Consider the following 24,579-nt stretch of genomic DNA (forward strand, 5'->3'; position numbering starts at 1 on the left):
TCGACAAGCCAGAACCTAGGCAGGACAACGGCGTGCGCCATCAACGACGCGCCCAACCACCCACAGACACGTCACAAGACCCAAAAAGATGTCGTGTCGCGATCGTGGAAACAGACGCCGGGCGACGATGCCGTACGGGTGATGCTCAGCCTCGAGAGGCGCCCAGTCTTCTTCTCGGACCTTCACTCGTCCGGATCCTCGTCATCGAAGAGATCGATCTCCAGCTGCCTCCAGACGTCATTGACGACGTACTCGGTCTCGGTCGGATGTTCCGAGAACGGAAAGCTGATCGCGAAGCCCACCAAGGGAGGCAGGTCCACGTCAGCTTTGGCCTCAGGATGCTCGATGGGGTAGATCAGGAGCAGGGGCTCCTGCACCGGCCGGAACCTCCGCAGCGGCTGCCCCGTGGGAATGCTCGGCTCCTTGAACTCCTTCCCCTTGCGGTCGGTTTCGAGCCGACGAGCTGCGCTCGTCGCTTCCAGAGCGCGTGTCCGAAGATCCTCGGGCAGATCCCTGCTCTCGTCCGCTGGACTGAGCACGCGCTTGATGGTGTGCCGCCCTGGCTCCGCTTCCAAGCCTTCGGGACGGGAACGGGTCACGAGGCGAAGAGAGTGGGTGCCAATCGTGCGCAGCTTCCCGGTAGGCGTGCCCACCAGCCGCACCGTCCAGCTCGACAGTTCGTGCACCGCCATGCAGCCACGGATGTACTGCGCGATGAGCGCTGGGCGCACCCGGTAGGAACCGCGGTCGGAGATGTATCCGTCGAGGAAGCCGTCGATGATCTCCGTGGGCGGCACGCCTCGCCAGACCAGACTGGTCCCATCGGTGTCAGGACCGCTTTGCTGGTCTAGGCCGGTGATGAAGCGTTTGAGGATGTCGAAGTTCCGCCGGACGGCCTCGGGATGCAGGCTGAAGACTGTCGTCTCAGGAAGCGCCCCGGAGTAGCTGAGCCGCACCTTGACGCCGCGTCGCATCTTGTTGGCGGCGGTGACCGCCAGTCCGGCCGGAGAAGCGCGAACGCGCAGTCCGAAACTCTCCGGCGTCTGGCCCAGGCGCGCCATCTCCGCGAAGTCCTGACGGAGCTCGTTGTCCGCTGCTGTGATCTCCCTGTACGAGTTGAAGAGCTCCGACGTCGTGTACAGCCTGCACAGGTCCTCGTAGCCGGGGCGGTAGCCGAACCAACGGCCCATCTGGAGCAGTGTGTCGTACATACTCGACGCGCGAAGGTAGTAACTCACACTGAGGCCCTCGAGCGTCAGCCCACGGGAGAGCTTGTCCGCACCGACGGCGATGACGGACAGCCCGGCCTTGCGCTTCTCGTAGTATTCGAGCGCGTCGCGGGAGGTGCCGTTGACGGCCCGGATATCGATCTTCCGGAGAGCCGGTCGCAGCTCCTTCTCAACCTCGGTCCATTGGACCGGCGAGGCTTCCTCGGCCGGAAACATCACACTGGTGGTGGCGAAGTCCCCCTCCCACAGGTCCCGGAGTTGGTCCAGCACGTGGGCCGCCTCGCCGCCCATGCCGTCGCGGAGCCGGTCACGCATCAGGCTGACGTACTCGTCGATCTGGTCGCGGATCCGGTTCTGCACGCTGACGAACCGCGTGACGTGGATGAGCATTGAGTTGTGCTGGGTGCCCTGTCCCCGTACCCGACGGGCGGCGCAGGTCAGGATGAAGGCATCGATCGCTTGGCAGAGTGACGGAGGAAGCTCCTCGGGCGGCATCCACTCCTTCTTGTGCCGGGGGGGCATCCAGGCCTCGTGGTCATGGACGGGGCGGAAGATCGGAAGTGCCTTGATCCCGTCCTCGTCAGGGTCCGTGGCGCTGAGCCCGAACACCCGTTCCGGTCCGAGGTAGTTCGAGGGCGCAGGCAGGCTCTCGATGAAGCTTTCGGGGAACAGGTCCAGCCCGAACGTGTCGTGGTCCGCCTTCGGCTTGATGTAGATGTTGGCGAAGGGCGTCGCGGTGTACCCGACGTAGGCCGCCTTGTCGAAGCTGTTGAGCAGGTGTCTGATCGACCGGTTGATCGTCGAGGGGTCGGTGTCGTCGTCCTTGGTCGTGTCGACGGATGCGTGATCCGCCTCATCGTCGATGACGAGGAGAGGAATGTCCCGCACGACCTTGGACTTGCCGTCCCCAATGGGCACACCCTCAACCTCAACGATCCACTTGCGGACGTTCTCAAGGATGCTCTTGTGCTTCTTGATCACCAGAACGACGGGGTAGTCGCCGATCGGCAGGTTGAGGTTCCTGGCTATCTGCTGCTTGAAATCCCCACCCTCCGCACTGTTGGTCAGTGAGGCGATCTTCAGGCGCTTCACGCCGGGCATCACTCCGACACCGATACGTGCCGTGTTCGTCGCCTCGTCGTAGCGCTGCTGGTACTGCGTGTCAAAGCCGAGCAGGCCCTCGTCGACCCGAAGCTGGGTCTGACTCCGGAGGCTGTTGTGGATGCCTGCCAGGATGACGATGAGCTTGTAACCGGCGTCCGCCGCCTTACAGGCCATGCCGATGTAGTTGCCGGTCTTACCCGACTGCACCTGGCCGACAACCAAGCCGGTACGACGCCAAGCGCCCGGGCGCCGCGGATCCTCGATCTGGCGAAGGATGCGGTCCGTGCTCTGGTCCAGCCGACGGACAACCCTCGGCGGCATCAGACGCACATCCTCGAGATACCGGCGGTAGCGGTCCCAGAAGTCCCAGCTGCGCTCCAGCTGAGCCTCGGTAAGCCACTCAATGTGGTTGCGATCGTCTTTCAAGCCGACCGAGTCGTCCTGCCACACGGCAACCCGCGACTCGATTTCCTTCAGCAGGACGTCCCGATCAAGCAACTGCCCGCGGGACTGCTGCATCACCCAGATCGGATCGACGCTTTCCGAGATCTCGTCGTGCGTGGCCTGACGGTCCTGAGGCAGCATTGCGAGCACCAAGCGGATCGCCTGCTGCATCGCGTCGTCGTTTGTCTGCGTCTGTGCAGTCATGTGGCCCTCCCCGTTGGTCTGATGGTGCGGTCGGCGGCGACAGGGCCATCAGCGTTGTTGCCAGAAGCCGTCGAACTGGTCGAAGGGCGGCATCAGCGCAAGTCGCTCCTTCGCCTCGCGCGGTGTCCGGCCTTGAGCTACGAAGGCGGCGTAGATGCGGTTCGCCACGTCGCCCACCTCCTTCGGTGCCGCTCCGAGGAACGGCTCGGGGTCGTCCGCCACGTCACCGTCGTGCATGATCCGCAGTGCGGCCACGGGGACCGTCTCCTCCAACAGTCGGATCAGCGCTTTGGCGTCAACGGCGGCATCAGGTCCGCCCTGCATCACCTCCCGTACCAGCGGGTGGTCGCGGTTGATGCGGCACCGGATGTTGCCATCGCGCTTGTCCACCCGCCATGCGTAGATGAACTCCGCGCCGTGCTCACGGGCAGCAATCCGACCGCGATGGCTGAGCACCTCTGCCGCCCTGCTGCGGGTGGCGGTACCGATGCGCTGGAGATGGCGCCGGACACCCACCGGGGGCACGGCCGTCGACTTCCGCACGTCGATGGCCCATTCGGCATCCGCCTCGGCGGGGACGTCCACGACGATCCGCGCGAGGTTGTAGCGCTCGTCGCGTCGGAAGCCGCGGATGCCGAGCCAGTCGCCGGCGAGGATCAGTCGATCCCGTCGGTAGACGTAGAAACCCTGCTGGTCGAGCCATCCGGCGGGACCGGCGGCCTGTTCCTGCTGCGCGGAGTCCAGCTTCTTGGGATGAGGCAGGATGAACGGCTCGATCCGCACAGTGTGCGAACCGACGGGCAGCTCTTCGGCGGGAAGTCTTTGAACCGACGGATGGCCAGTTAGGAAAGGATTCCACGCCTTCACCAGCGTGCCGTTGACCGTTATCGTGATCCGGTTCCGGCCGGACAGGAAACGGGCGAAGACCATGCCGAGGTGCTCCTCCACCCGGGTCGCCTCGGTGTAGAACTGCTTCTGCGCGCGGGTGTCCTCCACCGTCAGGCCATCGACATCGAACCGGTGCAGGCTCCGCCAGATGACCGTCGTGCCAACGCCCCCGTCCGGCCGCAGTTGGGCCAGTGTCTGAGTGGTCTCGTCATCGGTGCCATGCAGCAGGCGCCACTCGCTGGTGGCGGACACGACCGCCAAGTCCCAGGTGCGGACAGCCTCGGCGCCGCCCTCGGGTCTTGTCGCAACCGTGAGCCGAGCGGCCTGCGAGAACGAGGCGCTCTTCAGGCCCATACCGAAGCGACCCAGATCCTCAGATGCCCGAGCCGCGAAGGAGCCCCGCGCGGCGACGGTCATCGCGCCGACTAGGTCTTCGGTCGTCATGCCTCTGCCGTCGTCGGCGACCGCGACCCACGATGCGCGGCCCGCCCAGGTGAAGTAGACGTCGATACACCGAGCGCCGGCCGAGACGCTGTTGTCAACGAGGTCCGCCACGGCAGCCTCGACGCTGTACCCGAAGGACCGAAGCGAGGTGATTGTCCCGGCGGGGTCGGGGTTAGCGATGTCGTAGCTCAAAGCAGGTCGGCTCCAGTTGGGCACGGAGCTCGGGGCGCCGCACGTCGCATTCGTTGCTGTCCGACGACCATCTATCCCTCGCGACGATGTGAGAGTGACCGGTGGCGGACAGCGCGAGTATAGGGAGGTGATGCTCATCTCATGCGGCGCATCAAGATCGTTTCTTGCGCTTCTGGGTGACTTGCCCCTTTTGCGCATGAAGCTTCCATCCGTACGGATGGTTGCTCGCTCAGGTCAATGGTCGGGTTGACAGCAGCGCTGAATGCTCCGGCGGTGTGTCGGGACGGGCTATCGTCGCCGCAGGCGCCCTAGCGGTAACCTGCCTGATCGTGACCAGTGAAGACCAGCCCGCCGCCGCACCTGTTCGTCGCCGTGGGTACGGGGTCAAGCTGGTTCGCGGTCCTTTCGTCCGCCTCGCTGCTCACCCTGACGCCTGCTCGGAGCCGGAGGAGCTTCTTGCCTTGGCGTCGAGGCTCAGGGCCGACGGCGGCCGGCTGGCCGCCGACCTCTTCAGCGGTGCTGGCGGCCTGAGCCTGGGACTGGAAGCGGCCGGCTATCAGGTCGTGATCGCAGTGGATCACGACGAGGAAGCGATCGAAACCCACCGGCACCATCACGGCGGGATGAGTGTCGACTGGGACCTCGGCGACCCGGAGCGGGTCCGGCAGGTGGCTGAACTCATCAAGGCGGCGGGGGTGGAACTCCTCGCTGGCGGTCCTCCTTGCCAACCGTTCTCCAAGGCGGGACGCTCCAAGATCAGGCACCGTGTCCGTCATGGGCTGCGCGACCCGTACGACGAGCGTCGGGACCTGTGGCGCTCCTACCTTGAGATCGCTCGCATCGCCCGCCCTCAGGCTGTTCTGATGGAGAACGTGCCGGACATGGCACTGGACAAGGAGATGTTCATTCTCCGGACCATGGTCCATGAACTCGAGTCGATCGGCTACTCAGTCGAGGAGCGTTCGGTCGAGACTTTTCGCTATGGGGTTCCGCAGTTCCGCCAGCGGCTCATCCTGGTGGCGCTCCGTGACGGTGTGGCCTTCACCTGGCCCCAGGAGCAGCGCGAGCGGGTGACCGTTTGGAATGCCATCGGGGATCTGCCGGAAGTGGAAGGCGGATGGCGGCCGGCGGGCGGTGCCGAGGGCTGGAGCGATTACGACCGACCGCACAGTGAGTTCCAGCGGCGCATGCGGAAGTCGGTGCCTGAAGCCGATGCGAACAAGATCTTCGACCACATCACGCGACCCGTCCGTGAAGATGACGCTCGGGCCTTCGAGGCGATGGACGCCACCACGAGGTACCGGGATCTTCCGGACGAGGTCAAGCGCTACCGCGAGGACATCTTCGACGACAAGTACAAGCGACTCGATGAGAACAACCTGTCCCGCACGATCACCGCGCACATCGCCAAGGACGGGTACTGGTACATCCATCCGCGGCAGAACCGCACCATCACAGTTCGTGAGGCGGCACGACTGCAGACGTTCCCGGACTGGTTCCGCTTTGCCGGGCCGCCATCGGCGGCGTTTCGCCAGATCGGCAACGCAGTTCCCCCGCTGCTCGGGGAGCACCTCGCCGGTGCTGTCCGTGCAGCCCTGGACGATCCGCGACCCGTGCCCGCGACGACGCAGGAGATCGCTGCGCTTCTCGCCGCCTGGTTCGACAGCGCCGCGGTCCGCGGCCTGCCGTGGCTGAGGGCGGAAACCCGCTGGCAGGTGATTCAGGCCGACATGCTGCTGGACCGGGCGCCGGCGGAGGTGGTGCGCTTCATCTGGCCTCTTCTGGCCCGCTGGCGTGAGCCGCAGGAGACCGTCCTTGCGGAGGCTGAGCTGCTGGAGATCAGCAAGTGGGCCGGACGGCCGGGCCGAGCCGGAGCGATCCTGGAGCTGGCCGGACGGCTCGCCGACAACCCGGAGCTGCTTCAGGATGACGACCAGCTCCGGCAGGTCCCAGGGCTCACCGAAACGGTGGCCGATCTCGCGATTCTCGTGGTTCAGGCCCATGGCGAGGAGGACTCCGAGGAGCCTGTCCTCGTGACGAAGGGCGTACTTCGGGTTGCGGCCCGCTTCAGCGGTGATCCAGTGGATCGCCGGAATCGACTCACGGACGGCCGCCTGGAGATCGCCCGGATGATCGGCGCGGACTCGGACGCCCGGCGAGCCCATCTGGGACTGGTCGAACTGGCCAACAGCCTGTGCCGACCGGTGGAACCGGAGTGCAACGCCTGCCCGCTCCAGAAGCTCTGCTCGGAGTCGCGCGCGGATCCGCTACGGCTCTTCTGATCCCGGTCGGGCAGCGGCTCACGGCTCCAAGCCCAGCGATCGGGCGATCTCCGGGGCCTCCTTGCGCAGCGTCGCTGCGATCCGCTGCCAGGCGGCCCACTCTCCGGACTGCATCGCCGCAGCTCTCAGAGCGAGCCCTGCAGTCGCCGCCGACTGGGTCGCGGACCGCACGTCGGCGGTGGTGTTCAGATCCGGAGGAACGGGCTTGTTCTTCACGCGCGCGCTCTTGCGGTAGGCGTCGTTGGCGTAGACGCACAGCTCGTTGACCGGGGCCTCGAGCATCTGACGCAGCTGCGCCGGTAGCGAGACCCGCATCTTCGCGACGTTGATGTTGAAGGCCGAGTCGAGGTCGGTGCTGAAATCCAGCGAGGCCCGGGCCATCTTGGTGTGCTCGTCGATGCCGCGAATGGCGCTCCAGCCGCCCCATTGCACCAGCCGGTCGGCACGGTAGACGTAGAGCCCTTGCTGTCGGTTCCAGTTCAGTGGCCCGGACAGCCGCTCGAATTCGCTTGGACTGGAGAATCGATCTCGGGACGGCAGGATGAAACGACGCAGGTCAACGTGACCGGAGACGTCACCGACGGTGATTTCGAAGCGTTGCGCGGGCAGCTCGGAACGGCTCTCCTCGTCCGGAGCAAAGGGGTTCCACGGACGAACCTTCTGACCGTTGACGGTGATGACGATCGGAGCCCGTCCGCTCACCCCGTCGATGAATCGATGGAATACGATTCCCAAGTGTTCCGCCGTCTTCGTCGCCAGCGCTTCGAGACGCCGGCGCGCCCAGCCTCCCTCGGGGCGGTTCTCCGGAAGTACGCGGTCGAGGTTGCGCCACAGGACGACAGTCCCCGTCCCTTCGGCCAGCCACTGGCGAGCTCTGGCGACATCCGGATCCGCGCCAGGGTCGACCACCACCCACTGGTCCCACTCCTCGACTATGTCGAGGTCGAGAACTCGGGCTGAGGTACGCACGACATCAGGGTTGCTCCGGGAGATCACGGCCACCGAGCGGCACTGAGACAGGGACGCGGTCTTCAGCCCAAGCCCGTAGCGTCCGAGCTCACCAGCCTTGTACGTCCGGCGTGTGCCCAGCCGGAGTCCCTCCAGCAGCGCTCCGGGAGACATGCCGCGTCCGTCGTCGGCGATGTATACCCGCGTCTTCGACCCAGCGAACTCGATCATCACCTCCACTCGCGACGCGCCGGCGGCGACGCTGTTGTCGACGATGTCGGCCACTGCGGTCGGAAAGTCGTAACCGATGTCGCGCAGCGAGTTTGTCAGGCGTGAAGCTGAGGGTGCGACATCGAACCACGCCTTGCCGGGCATCTGCCCACCTCCGTCAGCTCGTCCCTGGTGACGACCAGGATGTCACAACCTACGTCGTGATCTTGAGGCAGGCGCTGGTGTCCCCAGATGCCGCCATGTCTGCTCCAACTCCTCCGCCACGGCCGCAGGGTCTTCGTGTTCCCAGAAGTGCCGAACCTGCCAGCCCAGCGCCGTCAGCGCCGCGTCCTTCTCCCGGTCCCGCTCGACGTTTCGATGCAGCTTCGCCTGCCACCACTCACGGTTGTTCTTCGGCATCACCCCGTGCTTCGGACATTGGTGCCAGAAGCACCCATCAACGAAGACCGCCAGACGCACTCTGGTGAAGGCGATGTCAGGTCGTCCTGGCAGCGCAGGATGGTTGATCCGGAACCTCAAACCGCGGCGGTGCAGTTCTCGGCGGATGAGTAGCTCGGGCTTGGTGGAGGCTTGGCGCATCCGCTTCATCTGCCTGGAGACCGCTTCACTCAACGGAGCTGGTCGACGCGTGGGTGGCCCCCCAGAGCCGCTGCTCATCGCCACGCCCCCGCACCTCGTCGCGGCGACCATGTTTCCTGCACGCGTCATCCCTATCACTCGTGTCGGACAACCCTATGTCAACGCCTGCTGAATTTCGGCTCTGGCACACATTGAGCCATATTCATCCTGAGTAGCTGTTGGTTTCGACGTGGTGCAGGACGAGGACGGCTTGGACGACCGCGGTGGCTCGGTGTGGGCAGCAGCGCAGCTTGATCAGGATCTTCCAGGTTTGAGTGTGGCGATGGCTCGTTCGACGCGGGCGCGGATCTTCGCGTGGGTCCGGTTCACGGCCTTCTGCCGGCGTGACAGCTTCGGCCGGAAGCGGCGTCGCTTGAATGGCGTACGCACGCTGCCCCCGGGCGCCCTGGTAGCCCTTGTCGGCGAAGGCCATCACGTCCGCGCTGGTCAGGGCGGCGATGATGCCGCGGATGCGGGCGGCGGTGAGGTCGTGTGCCGAGCCTGGTAGTGCCGGTGATGCCCACACGAGCCGGCCGCGAGTCGGGTGTAGGTGTCGCCGTTGCGCAGATGGGCCAGAGCCAGCAGCGCCTGCGGCCGGGCTCAAGGCGCCACCACCGGGATCGGCGCTGTCTACGGTGGCCGCGGATGCGTTCGGCGAGGTAGTTCAGGGTGCGGCTGGACAACGGAATCGTGGCGGGGTAGGGCAGCATGGCGAGGTTCCCGGTCGGGCTTTCAAGTCTTGGTCGACCGATGTCCTACCCGGAGTGTCGCGCTTATCGATCACCGGGCCAGCAACACCCGTCCTGAGCTGCAAGATCAGCTTGGAAAAAGCTCATCAAGAACCCCTCAGTCGGCGGCCACTTCCGCTGCTGCACTTTGACACAGGTCGAGTATTGCCGGCATGAGCAGCGGAGACGCGGCCAGTGTTTCCTGAGATGTGCTGTCGTGGGCGTCGCCGTGCCGGTCCACCACTGATGCCCCAGCTTCCCGCGCGATGACGACGCCGGATGCCATGTCCCACAGGTGGTTCGAGAGGGTGATCGCGGCGTCCAGCCGTCCCTCAGCGAGCCATGCGAGGTCGAGTGCGGCGCTGCCCATCATGCGTACGCGTTGGGACCGTGCAGCGAGCTGGGCGGCCAGGGCCAGTCTCATCGCGTTCTTGGCATCGGCGCCAGGCCCGACTGCGTAATCGCCGACGGCGACGATCGCATCTTTCAAGACGCTGACCCCGCCGACCGTTATCCGCTGCCCGTTAGCGTGTGCGCCACAGCCTTCCACAGCGGTATAGAGCGAGCTCAGGAACGGCAGCTCGATCACGCCCAGCACTGGATTGTTCTGATGCACGAGTGCCAGCGAGACGGCGCACATCGGCAACCGGCGGAGGAAGTTCGCGGTGCCGTCGATAGGGTCGAGTACCCAACGGAGGTCGGCTCGGCCTGAGTCACCTTCCTCCTCACCGAGGAAGCCGATATCGGGCGTCTCCGCTGCCAGGAAGGCGCGGACATCCCGCTCGATCGCGAAGTCGAGTTCGGAGGCGACGTCGCGGTCGCCCTTGAGGGTGAGTACGCCGGGAGATCCCTGCCGCATGGCCCGAGCAGCTCGCCTAACGGCCTCGGTCGCGACGGGTAGGAGGTCTTGGTAGGTGCTCACAGCGCCTTGCCACGCTGCCAGTGCGACTCGAAGAACTGCTCGAACACCTGGTAGAGCCCGGATCGGTGCACGTCGCGCCGAATGACGAAGGCGGGTGAGTCCACCCCTCGACTGTCGGTCAGGTAGGGCTGCGCCACGCACTGATCATCCACGAGCACGATGTTGAAGCGAAGAGTCTCGTCATAGGTGGCCAACTCCAGGCGAGTCCGGAGTTCGACAGGTAAACGCTCGCGGACTCGCAGTAATGTCTCCAGGTTGAGTTTGGTGAGCGCCGCGAGCTGTCCGGAGAGGAATCCCTCCTCCGCCTCGCGCGCCTGGATCGCTGTTCCCGCCGGATCCAGGAACAGGCATCGGGCGTGGGTGCCGCCTGCCAGGAGCGCTTGCCAATGACGGTCCGCGTAGTCCTGGCAGAGCATGTTGAGAGACAACCCGATCGCTCGGACGCGACGCGCGCCGTCTAGGAGACGGTCTGCGGGCAGATGGGCGGTGAGCTGCGACCGGCTCGGATAGACCGCGATCAGACCAGCGAGGTTGTCGGCCGTCGGGCCGAACAACACGTCAAGCGCCAGGAGGACGTCTCCCGGCGGTGTTTCCGTCGTCTCCCAGTCGACGACGCGCTGAGCCGTTGGATCCCATCCGAGGACGGTGCCGAGCAGGCGAGCGAAGGCCTCTGGCGACAGTCCGGCAGCGTTCCGGCCGTCCGCCAGGCGTCGCCGCGCCGCAGCCGCGAGATCGGAGGCGACTTCTGCCGCCACGCGTCCCGCTTGGTCTCGTTGCGTCGAGGCGAAGCGGCTGCGAACGTCCTCCGCTGCCGTACCGAGTGCAGTGTCGAGGGCGGCCTGCATCTCCGGCCGGGGGCAAGCCGCGTCCATCGCGGCCTCCCACTTGGAGACGGTTCGCTCGGCGACGCCGAGGTGTGCGGAGAAGTCGCGAATGCTCATCCGCAGGGCCTGCCGCAACGCCCGCGTTTCCCGGCCCGTCCATTTCTGCACGGTCGTCATTCGCGCCGTCCTCGATCACGGGTAGTTCAGACCTGAGGCAGCGTAGCCCGCATCGGTGCAGTGCAGTTACCGCTGCGGTGCAGTGCGTAGTCGTGTTGCGTGAGGGCGGGGTTGACGAGGCTTTACGCATGGCCCGGGGCGGGTGCCGGGCTCCGGCGGCACCGCGTCCCCCGATCGCGGCTTCCGCCGACCCCGCCCGCCCCGGTGCCACTCCAGAAGACCCGAACCGGAGGCGCCTGCCGATGTCCGCCGTACTCGCCGACTTCCCCGTCCACACCCCGGTCACCGACGAGGATCTACTGGTCGCCGCGCTGGCCGTGCGCGTACACGTGCCCGAGCACTGGCCGCAGGGGCCGCTGTGCCGCAGCGAGCGTGTCCCGTACCCCTGCCGGCTGGCCCGGTGGGGGAGGGCGACGCTCGCCGCGGCCGGACTGCCCGACGAGGCCCTGGCGGCCGGGACGGTGGCGTGGTGATCTACGTGACCGGGGAGCGGGTGCAGGCGTACCAGGTGCGCAGCGCCGTCTTCGACACCCGCTGGCGTGGGCTGGACCCGGCGCAGGTGCACGACTACCTGTGCCGGGTCGCCGACGAGATGGACCGCCTGCACCGGGAGCTGACCACGGCGCGGACCGAGTCGGAGCGGGTCCGTCAGGCCCTTCGGCAGTGGCAGTCCCGCCACAACGGCTGCCGGCGGCGCGGCCACGATGGCTGAGCCGCGCTGGATCATCCACCTGCCGACCACGCTGACCAGCCGGGACGCCGCCGACGAGCTGGCCGCCGCGCTCGCCCGGTCGCTCGGTCACCTGGATGCCGTCGACTTCGGCGAGATGACGCTCAGCGAGGAGGACGCGCAGCACCTGCGGTACCGGGTCTGGTGCGACGTGCGGCTCCCCGGCGGTGGGCGCTGCGGACAGCGGGATGGTCACGACGGGTCATGCGGGGCGATGGAGCTGCGCTGACTTCGGCGTGTCGGTCGATGAACGTCCTGGTGGCGGCCGGGTCCGTTGGGAGCGGTCCCAAACCGGGCGTCCATCCACCCTGTACGGTCGCTACACTCCCCGAAAACGCCCGGAACCGCCACGGAGCCTGGAGACGCCTGTGACCCGCGACAAGGCCGCACCGCCCGGAATCGACGTCACCGTTCCCAGCGTGGCCCGGGTCTACGACTACTTCCTCGGCGGCAAGGACAACTTCGAGGTCGACCGGAAGGTCGCCGAGCACGCCCTGCGCATCACGCCGGACGGGCCGGCCGCCGGTCAGGCGAACCGTGCCTTCCTGCGCCGGGTGATCCGCCACCTCGTGACCGAGGCGGGCATCGACCAGTTCCTCGACATCGGGTCGGGGCTGCCCACCCAGGGCAACGTGCACGAGGTCGCCATCGAGCACAACCCGAAGGCCCGGGTCGTGTACGTGGACAACGACCCGATCGTCCTGGCGCACGGGCGGGCGCTGCTCGCCGCCGAGGGCACCGCGACGGTGATCCAGGCCGACATCCGGGAGCCGGAGGAGATCCTCAACGACCCGGACGTCCGCCGGTTCCTCGACTTCGACCGCCCGATCGGGCTGCTGCTGTTCGCGATCCTGCACCACATCGGCGACGACGAGGACCCGCGATCGGTCGCGGCGGCGCTGATCGACGCGCTGCCGTCCGGCAGTTACGTGGCGATCTCGCACTTCCGTGACCCGGGCGAGCGGGATCCGGAGGGTTCCCGCAAGGCCCGCGAGGTCGAGCGGGTGTTCAACGAGTCGCTCGGCACCGGCCGCTGGCGTACCGACGAGGAGATCCTCGCCTTCGCCGACGGGCTGACGGTGCTGGAGCCGGGCCTGGTGCCGCTGGCCGAGTGGCGTCCGGACCCGGACGCGCCGGCCCCGCAGCAGACCGACACCTACCACACCTTCGTCGGACTGCTCGCCCGCAAACCGTAGGCGGTACGAGGCTCGTAAGTGGGTGCGGACGCGTCAGCCGGGCTCCTCTTCGCCCTCCTCGAACCGTCCCAACGCGGCGGACAGGTCCCGTAGGAACGCGTCGACCCGGACGCGGTCGTAGCCGTGCGCGACGAGCGGCAACTCGGCCAGGGCGAGTTCCACCTCTGCCTTCGCCCCCAGCCGCCCCAGGAATTCCTCCGACCGCAGGGCCTGCTGGCCCTTACGCACGACGGCGTCGACGGCAGCCCGGTCGTAGCCGCGGGCTTCGACCGGGAAGCGGGCTGAGTCGAAGCGCTGCCGGACGAGCCGGCGGTGGTCGGTGAAGCGGCTGCCGCCGTACCGGGCGAGGGCGTCGGCCACCTCGTCGGTCTTCTCCCGGACGTCGTGCACTTCGAGCAGGAGCAGGCAGGGCCGGTCGTCCAACGGGCTGCGTTGGGTCAGCGGTACGTCGACGGTCGACCTGGGGGCGGGTACGAGCAGCAGCAACGGCGACGGCATCCTCTTGTCGGACAGGACCGGAGGTGGCTGGTACAGGACCAGGTGCTCGACCTCCGCCCAGGGCAGCAGCCGGTTCAGCCCGGCTGTCCGGACGGTCAGGCCGTCGAAGCCGATGTGGAACCGGAACGGCCGGACCGCCTCGACGATGCCCGCGACGCCGGCGAGCATGACGAGCCCGCCGAGAATCAACCCGCCGATCAGTCGAAGGGTGCTGCCGCCCAGCCCGCCCAGCACCATGCAGAAGCCGAACGGCAGCAGGACGAAGCCGATGACAAGACCGACGCGACTGCGGTGCAGGTCCATCGTCTCACCCGCGCTTCCCCGTCTTTCCTGACTCAGAGCGTGACAGCCGGGCGCAAGTTGATCGATGAGGCAGGCGGCGATCTCCCTGGCGGCGGCGCGGTCCCGGCCGGGACGTGTTAGGAAGGGGCCCCGCCTCTACCGCAGACGTTGAAAGGGGGCCCTTCCTTGCACGAGGCCGAGCAGGTGATCCAGCGTGTGCTGCGGGATCTGCGCGACGGCACGCATCGCGGCGTCGTCGTGGACTCGCCTCCCGGTGCCGGCAAGTCGACCCTCGTCGTCCGCGCCGCGATCGAGACCGCCGCCACCGGCGATCCGCTGATGATCGTGGCGCAGACCAACGAGCAGGTGGACGACCTCATCGACCGGCTCGGCCGCAGGGCACCGGAGCTGCGCGTCGGGCGGCTCTCCGCGACCGACTACCGGCCCACCGAGCGGGTCACCGCCCACCCGGCGGTCCGGGTCGCGGCGAAGGTCGCCGACCTCGGCGGCCCGGCGGTCACCATCGGTACGGCGGCCAAGTGGGCCACTGTCACCGAGGGAAGCTGGCCGTGGGCGATCGTCGACGAGGCGTACCAGATGCGCGCCGACGCGCTGCTGCGCGTGGCGGGGCGGTTCGAGCGGGCGCTGTTCGTCGGCGACCCCGGTCAGCTCGACCCGTTCAGCACCGTCGAGACGTTCCGCTGGACCGGCCTGACCTGGGATCCGATGCAGTCGGCGGTGGCCACGCTGCTGCGGCACAACCCGGAGCTGCCGGTGCACCGGCTGCCGGTGTCGTGGCGGCTGCCCGACTCGGCCGCGCCTGTGGTGTCCGCCGCGTTCTACCCGTTCACCGGGTTCCGCGCCGGGACCGGCCCGGCCGACCGGGCGCTGACGTTCACCGAACCGGGTGCGGGTGACGCCTACGACGCCGCGGTGGAGGTGGCCGCCGCCACCGGCTGGGCGTTGCACGAGCTGCCGGCCCGGCACACCGTGCGTACCGATGGAGAAGCCGCCGCGGCCTGCGCGGAGCTGGCGCTGCGGGTGCTGCGGCGCGGCGCGGTCGCGGTCAGCGAGGCCGCGCCCGGCGGCGCGCCGGTCACCGCGGACCGGATCGCCGTCGGGGCCGCGCACCGCGACCAGGTCGCGGCCATCCGGTCCCGGCTGGGCGCGGCCGGGGCGGGCATCACCGTGGACACCGCAAACCGGCTCCAGGGCCGGGAGTACGACGTGACGATCGTGCTGCACCCGCTCTCCGGCCGGCGCGACGCCACCGCGTTCCACCTGGAGTCGGGGCGGCTGTGCGTGCTGGCGTCACGGCACCGGCACGCCTGCGTGGTGGTGGCGCGGGCCGGGATCGGTGAGCTGCTCGACGCGTATCCGTCGACCGAGCGGGTGCACCTGGACGTGCCGGTGAAGTTCCCCGACGGGTGGGAGGCCAACCAGACGGTGCTGACCCACCTCGATGCCCACCGGGCGTGACGAGGGGCCGTCGTGGCAGGATCGGCGGACCGTTCGGATCTTCCGGCGTTCGCGGCCGGTGGGCACGATGGCCGGATGCATCCTCACGATCCCTACCAGCAGGATCCGTACCAGCACCAGGCGTACCACCAGCAGGCGTACCCGCAACAGCCGTACTATCCGCCGCCGGCGTACGTGGAGCAGCCGAGCGAGGGGATGGGCCGGTGGGCGATCGTCCTGTGGGTCACGGTGCCGGCGCTGCTGGTGATCCTGTGCTGCGCCGGATGTGTCGTCTCCGGGTTCGCGGGCGGGTTCATGGAGGGCTTCAACGAGGGCTACGAGTCGTAGGCCGCACCGCCGCCCTCGGCGCGCGGCGCTGGCGGCGGTGCGTTAGACAGGGATCATGACCGCGAGCGTGCTGCCCTGGCTGGGCGGGGGTGTGGTGGCGGTGGCCGCCGGTTTCCTCGCCGCGTTGCTGCCCCGGCGCCGCGCCCGGGCCGAGGGCCGGCGGATCGCCTGGTCGTCGGCGCGGGCGGCGATCCACGACGCCACAGTCAGCCGGGACGCGTCCCCGGCGACGGTGCCGGAGGCCGATCGTCTGCTGGCCCGCGCCGAGCTGCTCGCCGCCGGACGCGGCGGCGCCGACGCGGCCCGCGCGGCGGCCGAGCACGCCCGCCGCGCCGACGAGCTGTGGCGGGCCGGGCGATGACGAGGGTACGCCGGGAGCTGCTGCGCTGGTCGCTGCTGGCCGCCGCGGCGGCCGTGCTCGTCGTGTTCCTGGTGGCGCAGCGGCAGAGCGTGGAGGTCAGCTACGGGCGTTCCCCGTCGAACGCCGCGCTGCCCGAGGGCTCGGCCGGGGAACTGAGCGACGCGAGCGTGCCCTCGGTCGAGGAGATGACCGCGCTGGTCGCCGCCGATCCGGTGGTCCGGCTGCCGGGTGCTGTCGCGCGCTGGGACGAGCAGCGGGTCCGGGCCGCCATCGGTGACCGGGGCACGCGCGTCCTGGTCGCCCCGCCCGGTCTGGACGAGGCCGAACGCCGGCGGGTGAAGGACGTGGAGAACGCCGAGATCCGGATCGTCGGCACCGAGGTCAGCGGGGGCATCTACGTGGCCTCACCGGACGACCTGCCGGGCTGGCGGGCCCGGTTCGCCACCCGCGACGTGACCGGCCCGCTGCTCACGCTGCTGGCCAGACTGCACGACCAGCCGACCCCGCCGGACGGCGACGACCTGCGCTGGCGGGAACCGACCGGCCCGGAACTGGCCCCGGTGGTCGCCGCGCTGCGCGCGACCGGCCGATACGTGGGCACCGGCGCCACGCTGCCCCGACTGCCGGAGAAGGCGGCGAGCGCCGCGTTCCCGGACGGCGCCTGGTTCGTGGTGCTGCCCGCCCAGCCGTACGGGGAACCGCTGCCCGCGTACGGGCCGGCGCTGCACCGGCTCGCCCCGGACCAGCCGCTCGTGGTGATGTACGGCGACTGGATCGAGTACCACGGTCCGGGCGCGGCGTCGTTCGCCGAGGTGGCCGGCGCGAGCTTCTACGCCCAGTTCGGCAGCCGGCTCGGCCGCTACACCTATCCCCAGCAGAACGTGCTCGGTGCGTACCTGGCCCAGGTCACCGACGTGCGGTACGCGGGGCTGTTCGACCGCCCGCTGCCGTACCGGCCGTTCGACCCGCTGCGGGTGGCGCTGCCGGCGCTGCCCTGGATCTTCGCCGGGTGCGTTGCGGGTTTCGTGGTGCTGTCCATCCGTACCGTGCGGGGGTCGGGCCGCCGTCCCGCCGACGTCGGTCCCGGTGGCACGCCGGCCCGGCTGGCCGGGCTCTCCGCGCTGGCGGTGGAGTTGTCGCTGCTCACCGACGCGCGCAGCGACCCCGCGCTGGTCCGGGGCGTGGGCCGGTTGCGGGCGGCCCGGGACGCCTTCGACGAGGGGTTGCCCGACCGGCACGTACGCGAACTGCTCGCCGACGCGGCGGCCGAGCTGGACGACGTGGCCCGGGACGTGCGGATGCCCGGCTACCGGCCGGACGTCTACCTGCGGGCGAGGCTGTCGTGAGCCGCGTCGCGACCCGTCCCGATCGGCCGGCGGCCCGCCGTGGCGCGGCGGTGACCGTCCCGCGCCGGCTGTTCGGCCGCCTGGTCGGTACCGCGTTCGGCCGGGCGGTGCTCGTCTGCCTCGCGCTGGCCGGTTGGGCACTGTGGACCGGAGGCGTCCTGGACGGTCCGGCCGCCCGGCAGGTACGTGGCTCCTCGGTGTACGCGGCGCCCGGGGTGGACCTGGACCGGGCCGCCGCCGAGCGGGTCATCGGCAACCGGCGGCTGGTGGTGCTGATCATGGAGCCGGGCGCCGACCTGCGGGAGGCGTGCGACGACACCGAGCGCGCCACGCAGGGCACGCTGGTGCTGGCGATGAGCCGTGACGGCGAGGACTGGGACACGTACGGCTGCTCCCGCCTCGGCGGCGACGGCCCGCGTGACCTCGGGCGGGCCATGGTCGCCGAGACCACGATCAGCCGGGGCGCCGACGCGTTCGTGGACCGGCCGGTCGAGGCGCTCAAGGTGATCGTGCTCAACTACGACCGGCTGGTCCGGGCCGGTCTGGTGCCGGACGGCGCTCGTACCATCAGCCCGTCGTTGCCCCGGTATCTGCTGGCCGGCGGCGCGGTGGCCGGGGTCGTCGCCGGTGCGGCGGTGCTCTGGTTCGGTGGGCGGCGGGCCGGTCGGCTGGCCGACGCCCGGCGGGCCGGGCGGGACGCGCGCGCCGACGAGCGGGCCGCGCTGGGCGCCGCCACCGCTGTTCTCGCCCAGCAGATCATCGACCTGGACGGGTACGTCGGGCCGGTCGCCCCGGCGTACCGGCGGCTGGCCGCCGACTACGTCGGCCTGCTCGACGAGGTGTCCGACCTCGACGGTGACGCCGAGGCGCTGCGCCGGCTCCGGGAGCGGGTCGAGGAGCTGAGCCGCCGCGCGGTGGATCTCGCCGACGACGCCGCGTCCGGCCGGCGCGCGGACCGCGCGGGCGGCCGGAAGCCGGACCGGACGGGGGCCGGGAGTTCCGGCAGGCGGGCGGCCGGGCGGCCGGACAAGGTCGCGACCGGGCGGTCCGGCCGGGCCGGTGCGACGGCGGGGAAGGGCCGGACGCGCGGACGGGGCCGGCGGTGAGCCGCCGACCCCGTCGTGCGTGCGTCGTCAGCGCTGGGCGCCCACCGTCGAGGCGGCCGGCCAGCTGCCGGTGAAGACCTGGGCGGGCGTCGCGCTGCGGGCGGCGAAGCCGAACAGCGAGTCGACCCGGGCGGCCTCGGTGGAGCTGGGGTACGGGTTGGTGCAGCTCGTGCCGGCGCTGCCACCGGACATCAGGATGGCGCAGTTGCCGTTGTAGTTGTCCGGCAGGCCGAGGATGTGGCCGATCTCGTGCGTCATGATGCGCAGCGGCGAGTACTGCTGGGCCTGGTAGTAGTCGATCACCACGCGGCCGTTGCCGAGGCTGGTGCGCTGGGCGTACGAGCCGCCGCCGTAGGTGTAGGTGATCCGCAGGTTGGACCCGCACTGGGCCATGTTGATGTTGTTCGTGTAGTTGTTCCAGATCGCCGCCGCCTGCACCGCCGTGTTGGCGAACGGGCCGGCCTGGCTGATGTTGTAGCAGACGTTGCGGACGGCGGCGGAGGCCGGAGCCGGGTTGACGGCTACCGCACCGAGCGCTGCCAGCGTCGCGGCCGCGAGGGTGGCGAGGATCCGGGACAGCTTGGGCGTACGCATGGTTCACACTCCTTGGGATGGGGGGTGAGCGGAACGCCGCCAGCCTATATATAGGCATTCATCGATATCAAGGGTTGCGGTGAACTGACCAGGATCGATCATCCGTACCCCTGGTCGTGCGGACCACGGAGCTGGTGACCTGTTCCCGCGAGCCCTTCGACCGGCTCGGCCCGGTCGCCGTGCGCGCCGCGGTGCACCGCTGGCTGCGGCTGATCGCGGCCGACGCGGAGCTGGCGCCGTACCTGATCGGGGTGGACCGCCGCCGGCTCGCCGCACTGCTCACCGCCCGGCTGGACGCGGCGCTGCGCGGCGTGCGGCGGAGCCCGGACGGCGTGCCCACGGACGCCGCCGGCCCGATCCTCGGTGGACCGCGCCGACCGCCGCTGACCGGGGAGCAGCGCTGGCGCGTCCTGGACTACCTGGCCGCCGCGCTCTGGACACTTGACCTGCCGGCGGCGACCGTCGTCGACGCGCAGCGGGCCGTGGCCGGGCTGCTCCGGGCCTGATCGGCCGCCCGGCCGGGTGGCGTGAACCCGGCACAGGAACCGGCGTTCACGCCGCCGGGTATCCCCGGCTTTCCTGTCGGCCTCCCGTCACGCAGGGTGTTTTTCTGATCGCTTCCGGTCGATAGCGTCGGGCCACTGCCGTCGACGAAGGGCCGACGATGAACGACAACGGACAACCGCTCGACCGTCGGCGACTGCTCGCCGGCGCGGCGGCGGCCTCGGCGGTCACAGTGACCGGCCTGGCCGTCGCCTCCACCACCGGCGCCGCGGCGGCCGCACCGGGCCGCCCCGCGACGCCGCTCATCTCCCGGGACCGCATCGCCACCGCCGCGTTGCGCGCGCCCGACGGGTCCGCGCTCCCGGTCGCCGTCCAGGCCGACTTCCACGCCCGGCTCGCCGCCTGGCTGGCGTTCTGGTCGGCGAACTCGCCGTCGGCCTGGAGCGTGCCGGTGCAGGTGGTCGCCCGGATCGAGGCGTCCGGTGACGCGCTGGTGCTGCACGGGATCCGGCACCGCCGCGACGACGAACTGCGCGCCGGCTTCGCCGCCGGCCGGCGGGACGCCACCCACCTGGCCACGCTGGCCAGCCTGCACCACCACTTCCCGAGCGTGCGGGTCCGCCCGGACGGCACGATCCGGGTCGCCGACGGACCCGCCGGGTACACCGGCGCGTCGGAACAGGTCGCCTTCGCGGTCGCGGCCTGCCGCGAACTGTGGGGCGAAGCGGCGGCGACCGCCGACCGCTGGGCGGAGCACGCCGCCCGGGTGCTCGCCCGCGCCGGGCACCGCACCGACGCCGCCTCGCACGCCGGCTGGGCGGCCTTCACCCGCACCAGCCTGCGTCGCGGGCTGGGCACCGAATCGTACGAGTGACCGGAGGAAGCACATGGCCCGCAACGAGTTCCGCTTCGTGGTCGACGGCGTCGACCTGAGCCCCGAGCAGCAGACCCTGATCGCCGCGGAGATCCAGAAGGCCGGCCTGGCCGCGCTGCGTACCGCCGACGCCAAGCTGACCAACCCGCTGACCGTCGGCCACGGCAACATCAAGCTGCGCCCCGAGTGGTACGGGCTCTGGGTCATCGACGGCCCGTTCGCCCAGGACCTCGGCCAGAAGATCAACGACATCGGGTTCTGGATCCAGCGGTGACCGACGCCGCCCGGCCGGCCGGCACGCCGGAGCGGATGTGCCCGAGCACCCCGGCGTCCAACGCCACCGTGTTCCTCGGCATGATCACTCCGGCGGGCCGGGTGGCCTACGTGACTCCGGCCGTACCGGCCGAGGTGGCGCTCGCCGGGCTCGGTGACTCCGACGAGCCGATCGAGTCGCGGGCGCGGCTCGCCGGACCGTGCGTCACCTCGTCCTGTGGCTTCTGGACCGGCTCGCACTGCGGGCTGGGCGCCCGGATGGCCGCTTCGTACGCCGAGACCGCCCCGCCCGCCGAGGAGACGCTGCCGAAGTGCGCGATCCGGCGTACCTGCCGGTGGTTCGCCGAACAGGGACCGGCCGCCTGTCCGGCGTGCGCGCACGTCGTCACCGACGCGCGGCTCTGAACGCGCCCCTGTTCTGTCGGACCCTTCGACTAGCGTCGTGAGGTCATGGAGCCGAGGTTCGGCGAACACATCATCGGGCGGGAGCATCCCGCTGCGCTGCTGCGCGCCGAGGTGGCCCGGCTGGTCGACAGCCACGGCGGTCTCGTCCTGGTCACCGGCGAGCCGGGCATCGGCAAGACCACACTGGTCTCGGCCGCCGCGGACGAGGCCCGCCGCAACGGGGCGCTGGTGCTCGGCGCCGCCTGCTGGGACTCCGACACCGCCCCCGACTACTGGCCCTGGGTGCAGGTGCTGCGCCGGCTGGCCCGGTCCGCCGACGACCCGCGCGGAGTGCGGGAGGCGGCCGGCGCGGGCCTGGCGGCACTGCTCGGCGAGCGCGCGGCGGGCGACATGACCGAGGCGGGTGACGCCGACCGGGCCGAGTTCGACAGGCACGACGCGGTGACCGCCGCCCTGGTCGCCGTCGCACAGCACCGGCCGGTCGCCGTGGTCCTCGACGACCTGCACTGGGCCGACCCGGCGTCGCTGCGGCTGCTCCAGTTCGTCACCCAGCACGCCTGGTTCGAGCGGTTGTTGCTGATCGGCACCTACCGGGACGCCGAAGTCGAATCCGGCGACCACCCGCTGCGGCCGTGGCTGCTGCCGCTCACCGCCAAGGCCACCACCGTCACGCTCGCCGGGCTGGGCCGCGCCGAGGTGGCCGCGCTGATGGCCCGCACCGCCGGCCGGGAGCCCGACGCGAGCCTGGTCGACGAGGTGCACCGGCGTACCGGCGGGAACCCGTTCTTCGTGGAGCAGACCGCCCGGCTCTGGCACACCCACGGCCTCACCGACACCGTCGCACCCGGCGTACGGGAGGTGGTGCGCCGCCGGCTCGACCAACTGCCCGCCGGAGTGGTCGAGGCGCTCACGGTGGCCGCGGTGCTCGGCCGCGAGTTCGGCAGGGGCGCGCTCGCCGCCTGCGTACCCGCTCCGGTCGCGCAGGTCGACCGGCTGCTCGGCCGCGCCGCCGCGGCCCGGCTGGTGCTGCCCCGGAGCGACGGACGGTTCGTCTTCGTGCACGACCTGGTCCGCGAGACGCTCTACGACGGGCTCGCCGAGGACGAACGGCGGGCCCGGCACGCGGCTGTGCTCCGGGCCGCCGACCGGTCGGACGCGCTCGTCGGCGCGCTCAGCCCGGCCCACCTGGCCCGGCACGCCTGGCTGGCCGGCGCCGAGCTGGAGCCGGAACGCGCCGGTGACCTGCTGCTGGCCGCCGCCCGGGACGCCGGGGGCCGGATCGCCGTGGACGAGTCGGTCCGGCACTACCGGCGCGCGCTGGAACTGACCGGCGAGCCCGGCCGGCGGGTCCGGGTGCTGCTGGAACTGGCCGGGCTGCTGCACCACGCCGGCCCGCCGGCCGAGGTCGAGCGGCTGCTGGCCGAGGCCGCCGCGCTGGCCCGGGCGCTGCCCGATCCCGGCGTGCTGACCCGGGTGGCGCTCATCGCGCACCGGCAGCACTCCGCCACCCGCCGCCGGCTCGACGCCGCCGAGCTGGTCCGCGAGGCGTACCGGCGGTTGATCGCGGAACCGGAGCCGGAGCGCCCGGTACGCGCGCTGGTCACCGACCTGATCACCGCCACCGAGACGCTCGCCCGGCACGGCCGCGACGACGAGGCGCTCACCTTCAGCCTGTGGGCCCGCCACGACACCACCTGGGGGCTCGGCACCGCGCAGGAACGGGCCGTGGTCACCGCCGAGATCCGGGAGGTGGCCCGTCGCAGCGGTGACCGGGAGACCGAGCTGTGGGCCACCGCGCTGCGCTGGGTCGCGTTGCTGGAGCTGGGCGACCCGGGCTACCGGCACGAGCTGACCGCGTTCGTGACCGGCGCGCAACACGGCGACGTGGACCGGCCGCGGGTGGCGGCGCTCGCGGACACCGGGATCATCGCCGCCTTCCAGGGCGACCTCGCCACCGCCGAGGCGTGCTTCGCCGAGGCGGAGAGCTACCGCGAGTCGGCGCACTCCGACCACGCCTTCATGACGCACCACATGCGCTGGTCGGTGCTGCTGCTGTACGGCCGCGTCACCGAGGCGGAGGCGGTGCTCGACCGGGTGGGCGCCGGGCACCCGCAGGCCGAGCTGCTCCGGGCGATCACCGCCGCCGAGCGCGGTGACGCGGCCACGGTGCTGCGGCTCACCGCCGCGATCGAGGCCGCGGGCACCGCGTACCCCCGGTCGGTGTCGCCGCTGTGGCTGCGCCTGCGGGCGCAGGCGGCGGCCGTGGACGGCGACCCGGCCCGCTGCGCGGAGGTACGGGCCGCCCTGGCCCCGCACCGCGGGCAGTGGGCGGCGGCGCTGTTCGGGTGCGACATCGGCGGCCCGGTCGACCTGTGGCTGGCCGGTGTGGACGCGGCCGAGGGCCGGTGGGACGACGCGATCGACGGCTACAACGCGGCCCGGGACGCGGCCGACCGGCTGGGCGCCCGGCCCTGGTCGGTGCTGGCCCGGGCCGGGCTGGTGGGCGCGCTCGCCGGGCGCGACGGGCCGGGCGACGCGGCCGAGGCGCGGCGGCTGCGGGCCGGGACGGTGGCCGAGGCGCGGGCGCTGGGCATGGTCCAGGTGGTGGACCGGACGGGCGCGGCGGATCCCGTCCCGGCGGCGTCCGCCGTGGTCGCGCCGGTGGCGGCCCGGCTCGGCGCGTGCGCTCCGGCTCTGGCTGCCGCGTCGTCGCCGGCCGGCCGCCGCGCCGCGTCGGGTCTGTCCCGGGCGGGTGTGGTCCACGGGCGGTCGCCCGACCCCGGCGCGGGCGGTGCGGCCGTGATCCGGCCCGAGTTCCGGCCGGACGGGCCGGTGTGGCGCCTCGCGTACGACGGCGTCGTGGTGCACCTGCCCGACGCCAAAGGGCTGCACGACCTGCGGCTGCTGCTGAGCCGGCCCGGCGCGGACGTGCCCGCCGTCGAACTGCTCGACCCGGCGGCCGGTCCGGAACTCGTCGCCGCGCGCCGCCTCGGTGCCGATCCGGTGCTCGACGACGAGGCGAAGGCCCGCTACCGCCGGCACCTGCGGCGGCTCGACGACGAGATCGACCGCGCGGCGGCCCGCGACGACGGGCGGCGGCTGGCCGAGCTGGACGCCGAGCGCGCGGCGCTGCTCGACCAGTTGCGTGCCGCCGCCGGGTTGGCCGGGCGCAGCCGGCGTCTCGGCGACCAGGCGGAACGGGCACGCAAGGCGGTGACCGGGCGGATCCGGGACTCCCTGCGCCGCATCGACGAGCGGCATCCGGCACTCGCCGCCCACCTGCGCGAGTCGGTCACCACCGGCGGCGCCTGCCGGTACCGGCCGGCCGAGCCGGTGCCCTGGCGGCTCTGACCGGCGAGGTGGCGGGGC

At 70.8% G+C, this 24,579-nt stretch carries 23 protein-coding genes and 1 pseudogene; 15 read left to right on the forward strand and 9 right to left on the reverse strand.

What is annotated here, in order from left to right; translation table 11 throughout:
• Positions 1-182 precede the first annotated feature (182 nt).
• Positions 183-2,981: a Z1 domain-containing protein gene (locus V6U82_RS28940; protein ID WP_334466847.1), complete on the reverse strand. Its 2,799-nt coding sequence runs from the start codon at positions 2,979-2,981 to the stop codon at positions 183-185.
• Between the two features lie 48 nt (positions 2,982-3,029).
• Positions 3,030-4,505, reverse strand: a complete 1,476-nt coding sequence (locus tag V6U82_RS28945; protein WP_334466850.1) for an ATP-binding protein — start codon at positions 4,503-4,505, stop codon at positions 3,030-3,032.
• A gap of 329 nt (positions 4,506-4,834) precedes the next feature.
• Between V6U82_RS28945 and dcm the strand changes: the two genes are divergently transcribed.
• Complete coding sequence (dcm, locus tag V6U82_RS28950) at positions 4,835-6,787, forward strand: DNA cytosine methyltransferase (protein WP_334466854.1); 1,953 nt, start codon at positions 4,835-4,837, stop codon at positions 6,785-6,787.
• A gap of 18 nt (positions 6,788-6,805) precedes the next feature.
• Here dcm and V6U82_RS28955 read toward each other — a convergent pair whose 3' ends face one another.
• The 5 genes and pseudogenes from V6U82_RS28955 to V6U82_RS28975 form a co-directional block, all read right to left on the reverse strand.
• Positions 6,806-8,110: an ATP-binding protein gene (locus V6U82_RS28955; protein WP_334466857.1), complete on the reverse strand. Its 1,305-nt coding sequence runs from the start codon at positions 8,108-8,110 to the stop codon at positions 6,806-6,808.
• A 42-nt stretch (positions 8,111-8,152) separates the two neighbouring features.
• Positions 8,153-8,578 (reverse strand): very short patch repair endonuclease, encoded by a 426-nt coding sequence (locus V6U82_RS28960; RefSeq protein ID WP_334466860.1) that lies wholly within the window; start codon positions 8,576-8,578, stop codon positions 8,153-8,155.
• A gap of 169 nt (positions 8,579-8,747) precedes the next feature.
• Positions 8,748-9,294, reverse strand: a pseudogene (locus V6U82_RS28965) (transposase family protein).
• Positions 9,295-9,430: 136 nt separating this feature from the next.
• Positions 9,431-10,234 carry an inositol monophosphatase family protein gene (locus V6U82_RS28970; RefSeq protein WP_334466863.1) on the reverse strand — a complete coding sequence of 268 codons (804 nt, stop codon included), beginning with the start codon at positions 10,232-10,234 and terminating at the stop codon, positions 9,431-9,433.
• Entirely contained in the window at positions 10,231-11,235 is a 1,005-nt protein-coding gene (locus tag V6U82_RS28975) for a DUF5919 domain-containing protein (protein WP_334466865.1), read from the reverse strand. The genes V6U82_RS28970 and V6U82_RS28975 overlap by 4 nt, the downstream gene beginning before the upstream one ends.
• Before the next feature lie 242 nt (positions 11,236-11,477).
• Between V6U82_RS28975 and V6U82_RS28980 the strand changes: the two genes are divergently transcribed.
• From V6U82_RS28980 to V6U82_RS28995, 4 genes are all read left to right on the forward strand, one after another.
• Positions 11,478-11,708: a hypothetical protein gene (locus tag V6U82_RS28980; RefSeq protein ID WP_128137734.1), complete on the forward strand. Its 231-nt coding sequence runs from the start codon at positions 11,478-11,480 to the stop codon at positions 11,706-11,708.
• Entirely contained in the window at positions 11,705-11,947 is a 243-nt protein-coding gene (locus tag V6U82_RS28985) for a DivIVA domain-containing protein (RefSeq protein ID WP_128137740.1), read from the forward strand. The genes V6U82_RS28980 and V6U82_RS28985 overlap by 4 nt, the downstream gene beginning before the upstream one ends.
• Positions 11,940-12,194, forward strand: coding sequence for a hypothetical protein (locus tag V6U82_RS28990; RefSeq protein ID WP_334466869.1), 255 nt, complete (start codon positions 11,940-11,942; stop codon positions 12,192-12,194). Before V6U82_RS28985 ends, V6U82_RS28990 begins: the two co-directional genes overlap by 8 nt.
• 139 nt (positions 12,195-12,333) lie before the next feature.
• On the forward strand, positions 12,334-13,161 hold the full coding sequence (locus tag V6U82_RS28995; protein WP_128137736.1) for an SAM-dependent methyltransferase: 828 nt from the start codon (positions 12,334-12,336) through the stop codon (positions 13,159-13,161).
• A 33-nt stretch (positions 13,162-13,194) separates the two neighbouring features.
• Here V6U82_RS28995 and V6U82_RS29000 read toward each other — a convergent pair whose 3' ends face one another.
• Positions 13,195-13,962, reverse strand: coding sequence for a hypothetical protein (locus V6U82_RS29000; RefSeq protein WP_334466874.1), 768 nt, complete (start codon positions 13,960-13,962; stop codon positions 13,195-13,197).
• Between the two features lie 165 nt (positions 13,963-14,127).
• Between V6U82_RS29000 and V6U82_RS29005 the strand changes: the two genes are divergently transcribed.
• From V6U82_RS29005 to V6U82_RS29025, 5 genes are all read left to right on the forward strand, one after another.
• Entirely contained in the window at positions 14,128-15,420 is a 1,293-nt protein-coding gene (locus V6U82_RS29005) for an AAA family ATPase (RefSeq protein WP_334466877.1), read from the forward strand.
• A 75-nt stretch (positions 15,421-15,495) separates the two neighbouring features.
• Positions 15,496-15,747: a hypothetical protein gene (locus tag V6U82_RS29010; RefSeq protein WP_184977262.1), complete on the forward strand. Its 252-nt coding sequence runs from the start codon at positions 15,496-15,498 to the stop codon at positions 15,745-15,747.
• 55 nt (positions 15,748-15,802) lie between these two features.
• Positions 15,803-16,108: a DUF6403 family protein gene (locus V6U82_RS29015; RefSeq protein WP_334466883.1), complete on the forward strand. Its 306-nt coding sequence runs from the start codon at positions 15,803-15,805 to the stop codon at positions 16,106-16,108.
• Positions 16,105-17,454, forward strand: coding sequence for a hypothetical protein (locus V6U82_RS29020; RefSeq protein WP_334466886.1), 1,350 nt, complete (start codon positions 16,105-16,107; stop codon positions 17,452-17,454). The genes V6U82_RS29015 and V6U82_RS29020 overlap by 4 nt, the downstream gene beginning before the upstream one ends.
• Entirely contained in the window at positions 17,451-18,560 is a 1,110-nt protein-coding gene (locus V6U82_RS29025) for a hypothetical protein (protein WP_334466889.1), read from the forward strand. Before V6U82_RS29020 ends, V6U82_RS29025 begins: the two co-directional genes overlap by 4 nt.
• 27 nt (positions 18,561-18,587) lie before the next feature.
• Here the strand turns inward: V6U82_RS29025 and V6U82_RS29030 are convergent, their stop codons facing one another.
• The gene (locus V6U82_RS29030; RefSeq protein WP_334466892.1) at positions 18,588-19,154 is read right to left on the reverse strand and encodes a snapalysin family zinc-dependent metalloprotease; all 567 of its coding nucleotides are present in this window, start codon (positions 19,152-19,154) and stop codon (positions 18,588-18,590) included.
• A 116-nt stretch (positions 19,155-19,270) separates the two neighbouring features.
• Here V6U82_RS29030 and V6U82_RS29035 point away from each other — a divergent pair, with 116 nt between their 5' ends.
• The 5 genes from V6U82_RS29035 to V6U82_RS29055 all read left to right on the forward strand — a co-directional run bounded on the left by V6U82_RS29035 (position 19,271) and on the right by V6U82_RS29055 (position 24,561).
• Entirely contained in the window at positions 19,271-19,660 is a 390-nt protein-coding gene (locus tag V6U82_RS29035; protein ID WP_334466894.1) for a globin, read from the forward strand.
• Positions 19,661-19,818: 158 nt separating this feature from the next.
• A complete protein-coding gene (locus V6U82_RS29040; protein ID WP_334466897.1) occupies positions 19,819-20,532 on the forward strand; it encodes a hypothetical protein in 714 nt (237 codons plus the stop codon).
• A 13-nt stretch (positions 20,533-20,545) separates the two neighbouring features.
• A complete protein-coding gene (locus V6U82_RS29045; protein ID WP_013284305.1) occupies positions 20,546-20,806 on the forward strand; it encodes a hypothetical protein in 261 nt (86 codons plus the stop codon).
• A complete protein-coding gene (locus tag V6U82_RS29050; RefSeq protein ID WP_091418959.1) occupies positions 20,803-21,210 on the forward strand; it encodes a hypothetical protein in 408 nt (135 codons plus the stop codon). The genes V6U82_RS29045 and V6U82_RS29050 overlap by 4 nt, the downstream gene beginning before the upstream one ends.
• A 45-nt stretch (positions 21,211-21,255) precedes the next feature.
• Entirely contained in the window at positions 21,256-24,561 is a 3,306-nt protein-coding gene (locus V6U82_RS29055) for an ATP-binding protein (protein WP_334466902.1), read from the forward strand.
• Positions 24,562-24,579 lie beyond the last annotated feature (18 nt).

Origin of the sequence: Micromonospora sp. CPCC 205554, from assembly GCF_036902745.1 — a bacterium.
Classification (GTDB): domain Bacteria; phylum Actinomycetota; class Actinomycetes; order Mycobacteriales; family Micromonosporaceae; genus Micromonospora; species Micromonospora tulbaghiae.

Bases quoted from the DNA above. Each gene is read 5' to 3' on its own strand.
- V6U82_RS28940 (WP_334466847.1), bottom strand. From the start codon at position 2,981: ATGACTGCACAGACGCAGACAAACGACGACGCGATGCAGCAGGCGATC.
- V6U82_RS28955 (WP_334466857.1), bottom strand. From the start codon at position 8,110: ATGCCCGGCAAGGCGTGGTTCGATGTCGCACCCTCAGCTTCACGCCTG.
- V6U82_RS28975 (WP_334466865.1), bottom strand. From the start codon at position 11,235: ATGACGACCGTGCAGAAATGGACGGGCCGGGAAACGCGGGCGTTGCGG.
- V6U82_RS28980 (WP_128137734.1), top strand. From the start codon at position 11,478: ATGTCCGCCGTACTCGCCGACTTCCCCGTCCACACCCCGGTCACCGAC.
- V6U82_RS28990 (WP_334466869.1), top strand. From the start codon at position 11,940: ATGGCTGAGCCGCGCTGGATCATCCACCTGCCGACCACGCTGACCAGC.
- V6U82_RS29000 (WP_334466874.1), bottom strand. From the start codon at position 13,962: ATGGACCTGCACCGCAGTCGCGTCGGTCTTGTCATCGGCTTCGTCCTG.
- V6U82_RS29010 (WP_184977262.1), top strand. From the start codon at position 15,496: ATGCATCCTCACGATCCCTACCAGCAGGATCCGTACCAGCACCAGGCG.
- V6U82_RS29015 (WP_334466883.1), top strand. From the start codon at position 15,803: ATGACCGCGAGCGTGCTGCCCTGGCTGGGCGGGGGTGTGGTGGCGGTG.
- V6U82_RS29020 (WP_334466886.1), top strand. From the start codon at position 16,105: ATGACGAGGGTACGCCGGGAGCTGCTGCGCTGGTCGCTGCTGGCCGCC.
- V6U82_RS29030 (WP_334466892.1), bottom strand. From the start codon at position 19,154: ATGCGTACGCCCAAGCTGTCCCGGATCCTCGCCACCCTCGCGGCCGCG.
- V6U82_RS29040 (WP_334466897.1), top strand. From the start codon at position 19,819: ATGAACGACAACGGACAACCGCTCGACCGTCGGCGACTGCTCGCCGGC.
- V6U82_RS29045 (WP_013284305.1), top strand. From the start codon at position 20,546: ATGGCCCGCAACGAGTTCCGCTTCGTGGTCGACGGCGTCGACCTGAGC.
- V6U82_RS29055 (WP_334466902.1), top strand. From the start codon at position 21,256: ATGGAGCCGAGGTTCGGCGAACACATCATCGGGCGGGAGCATCCCGCT.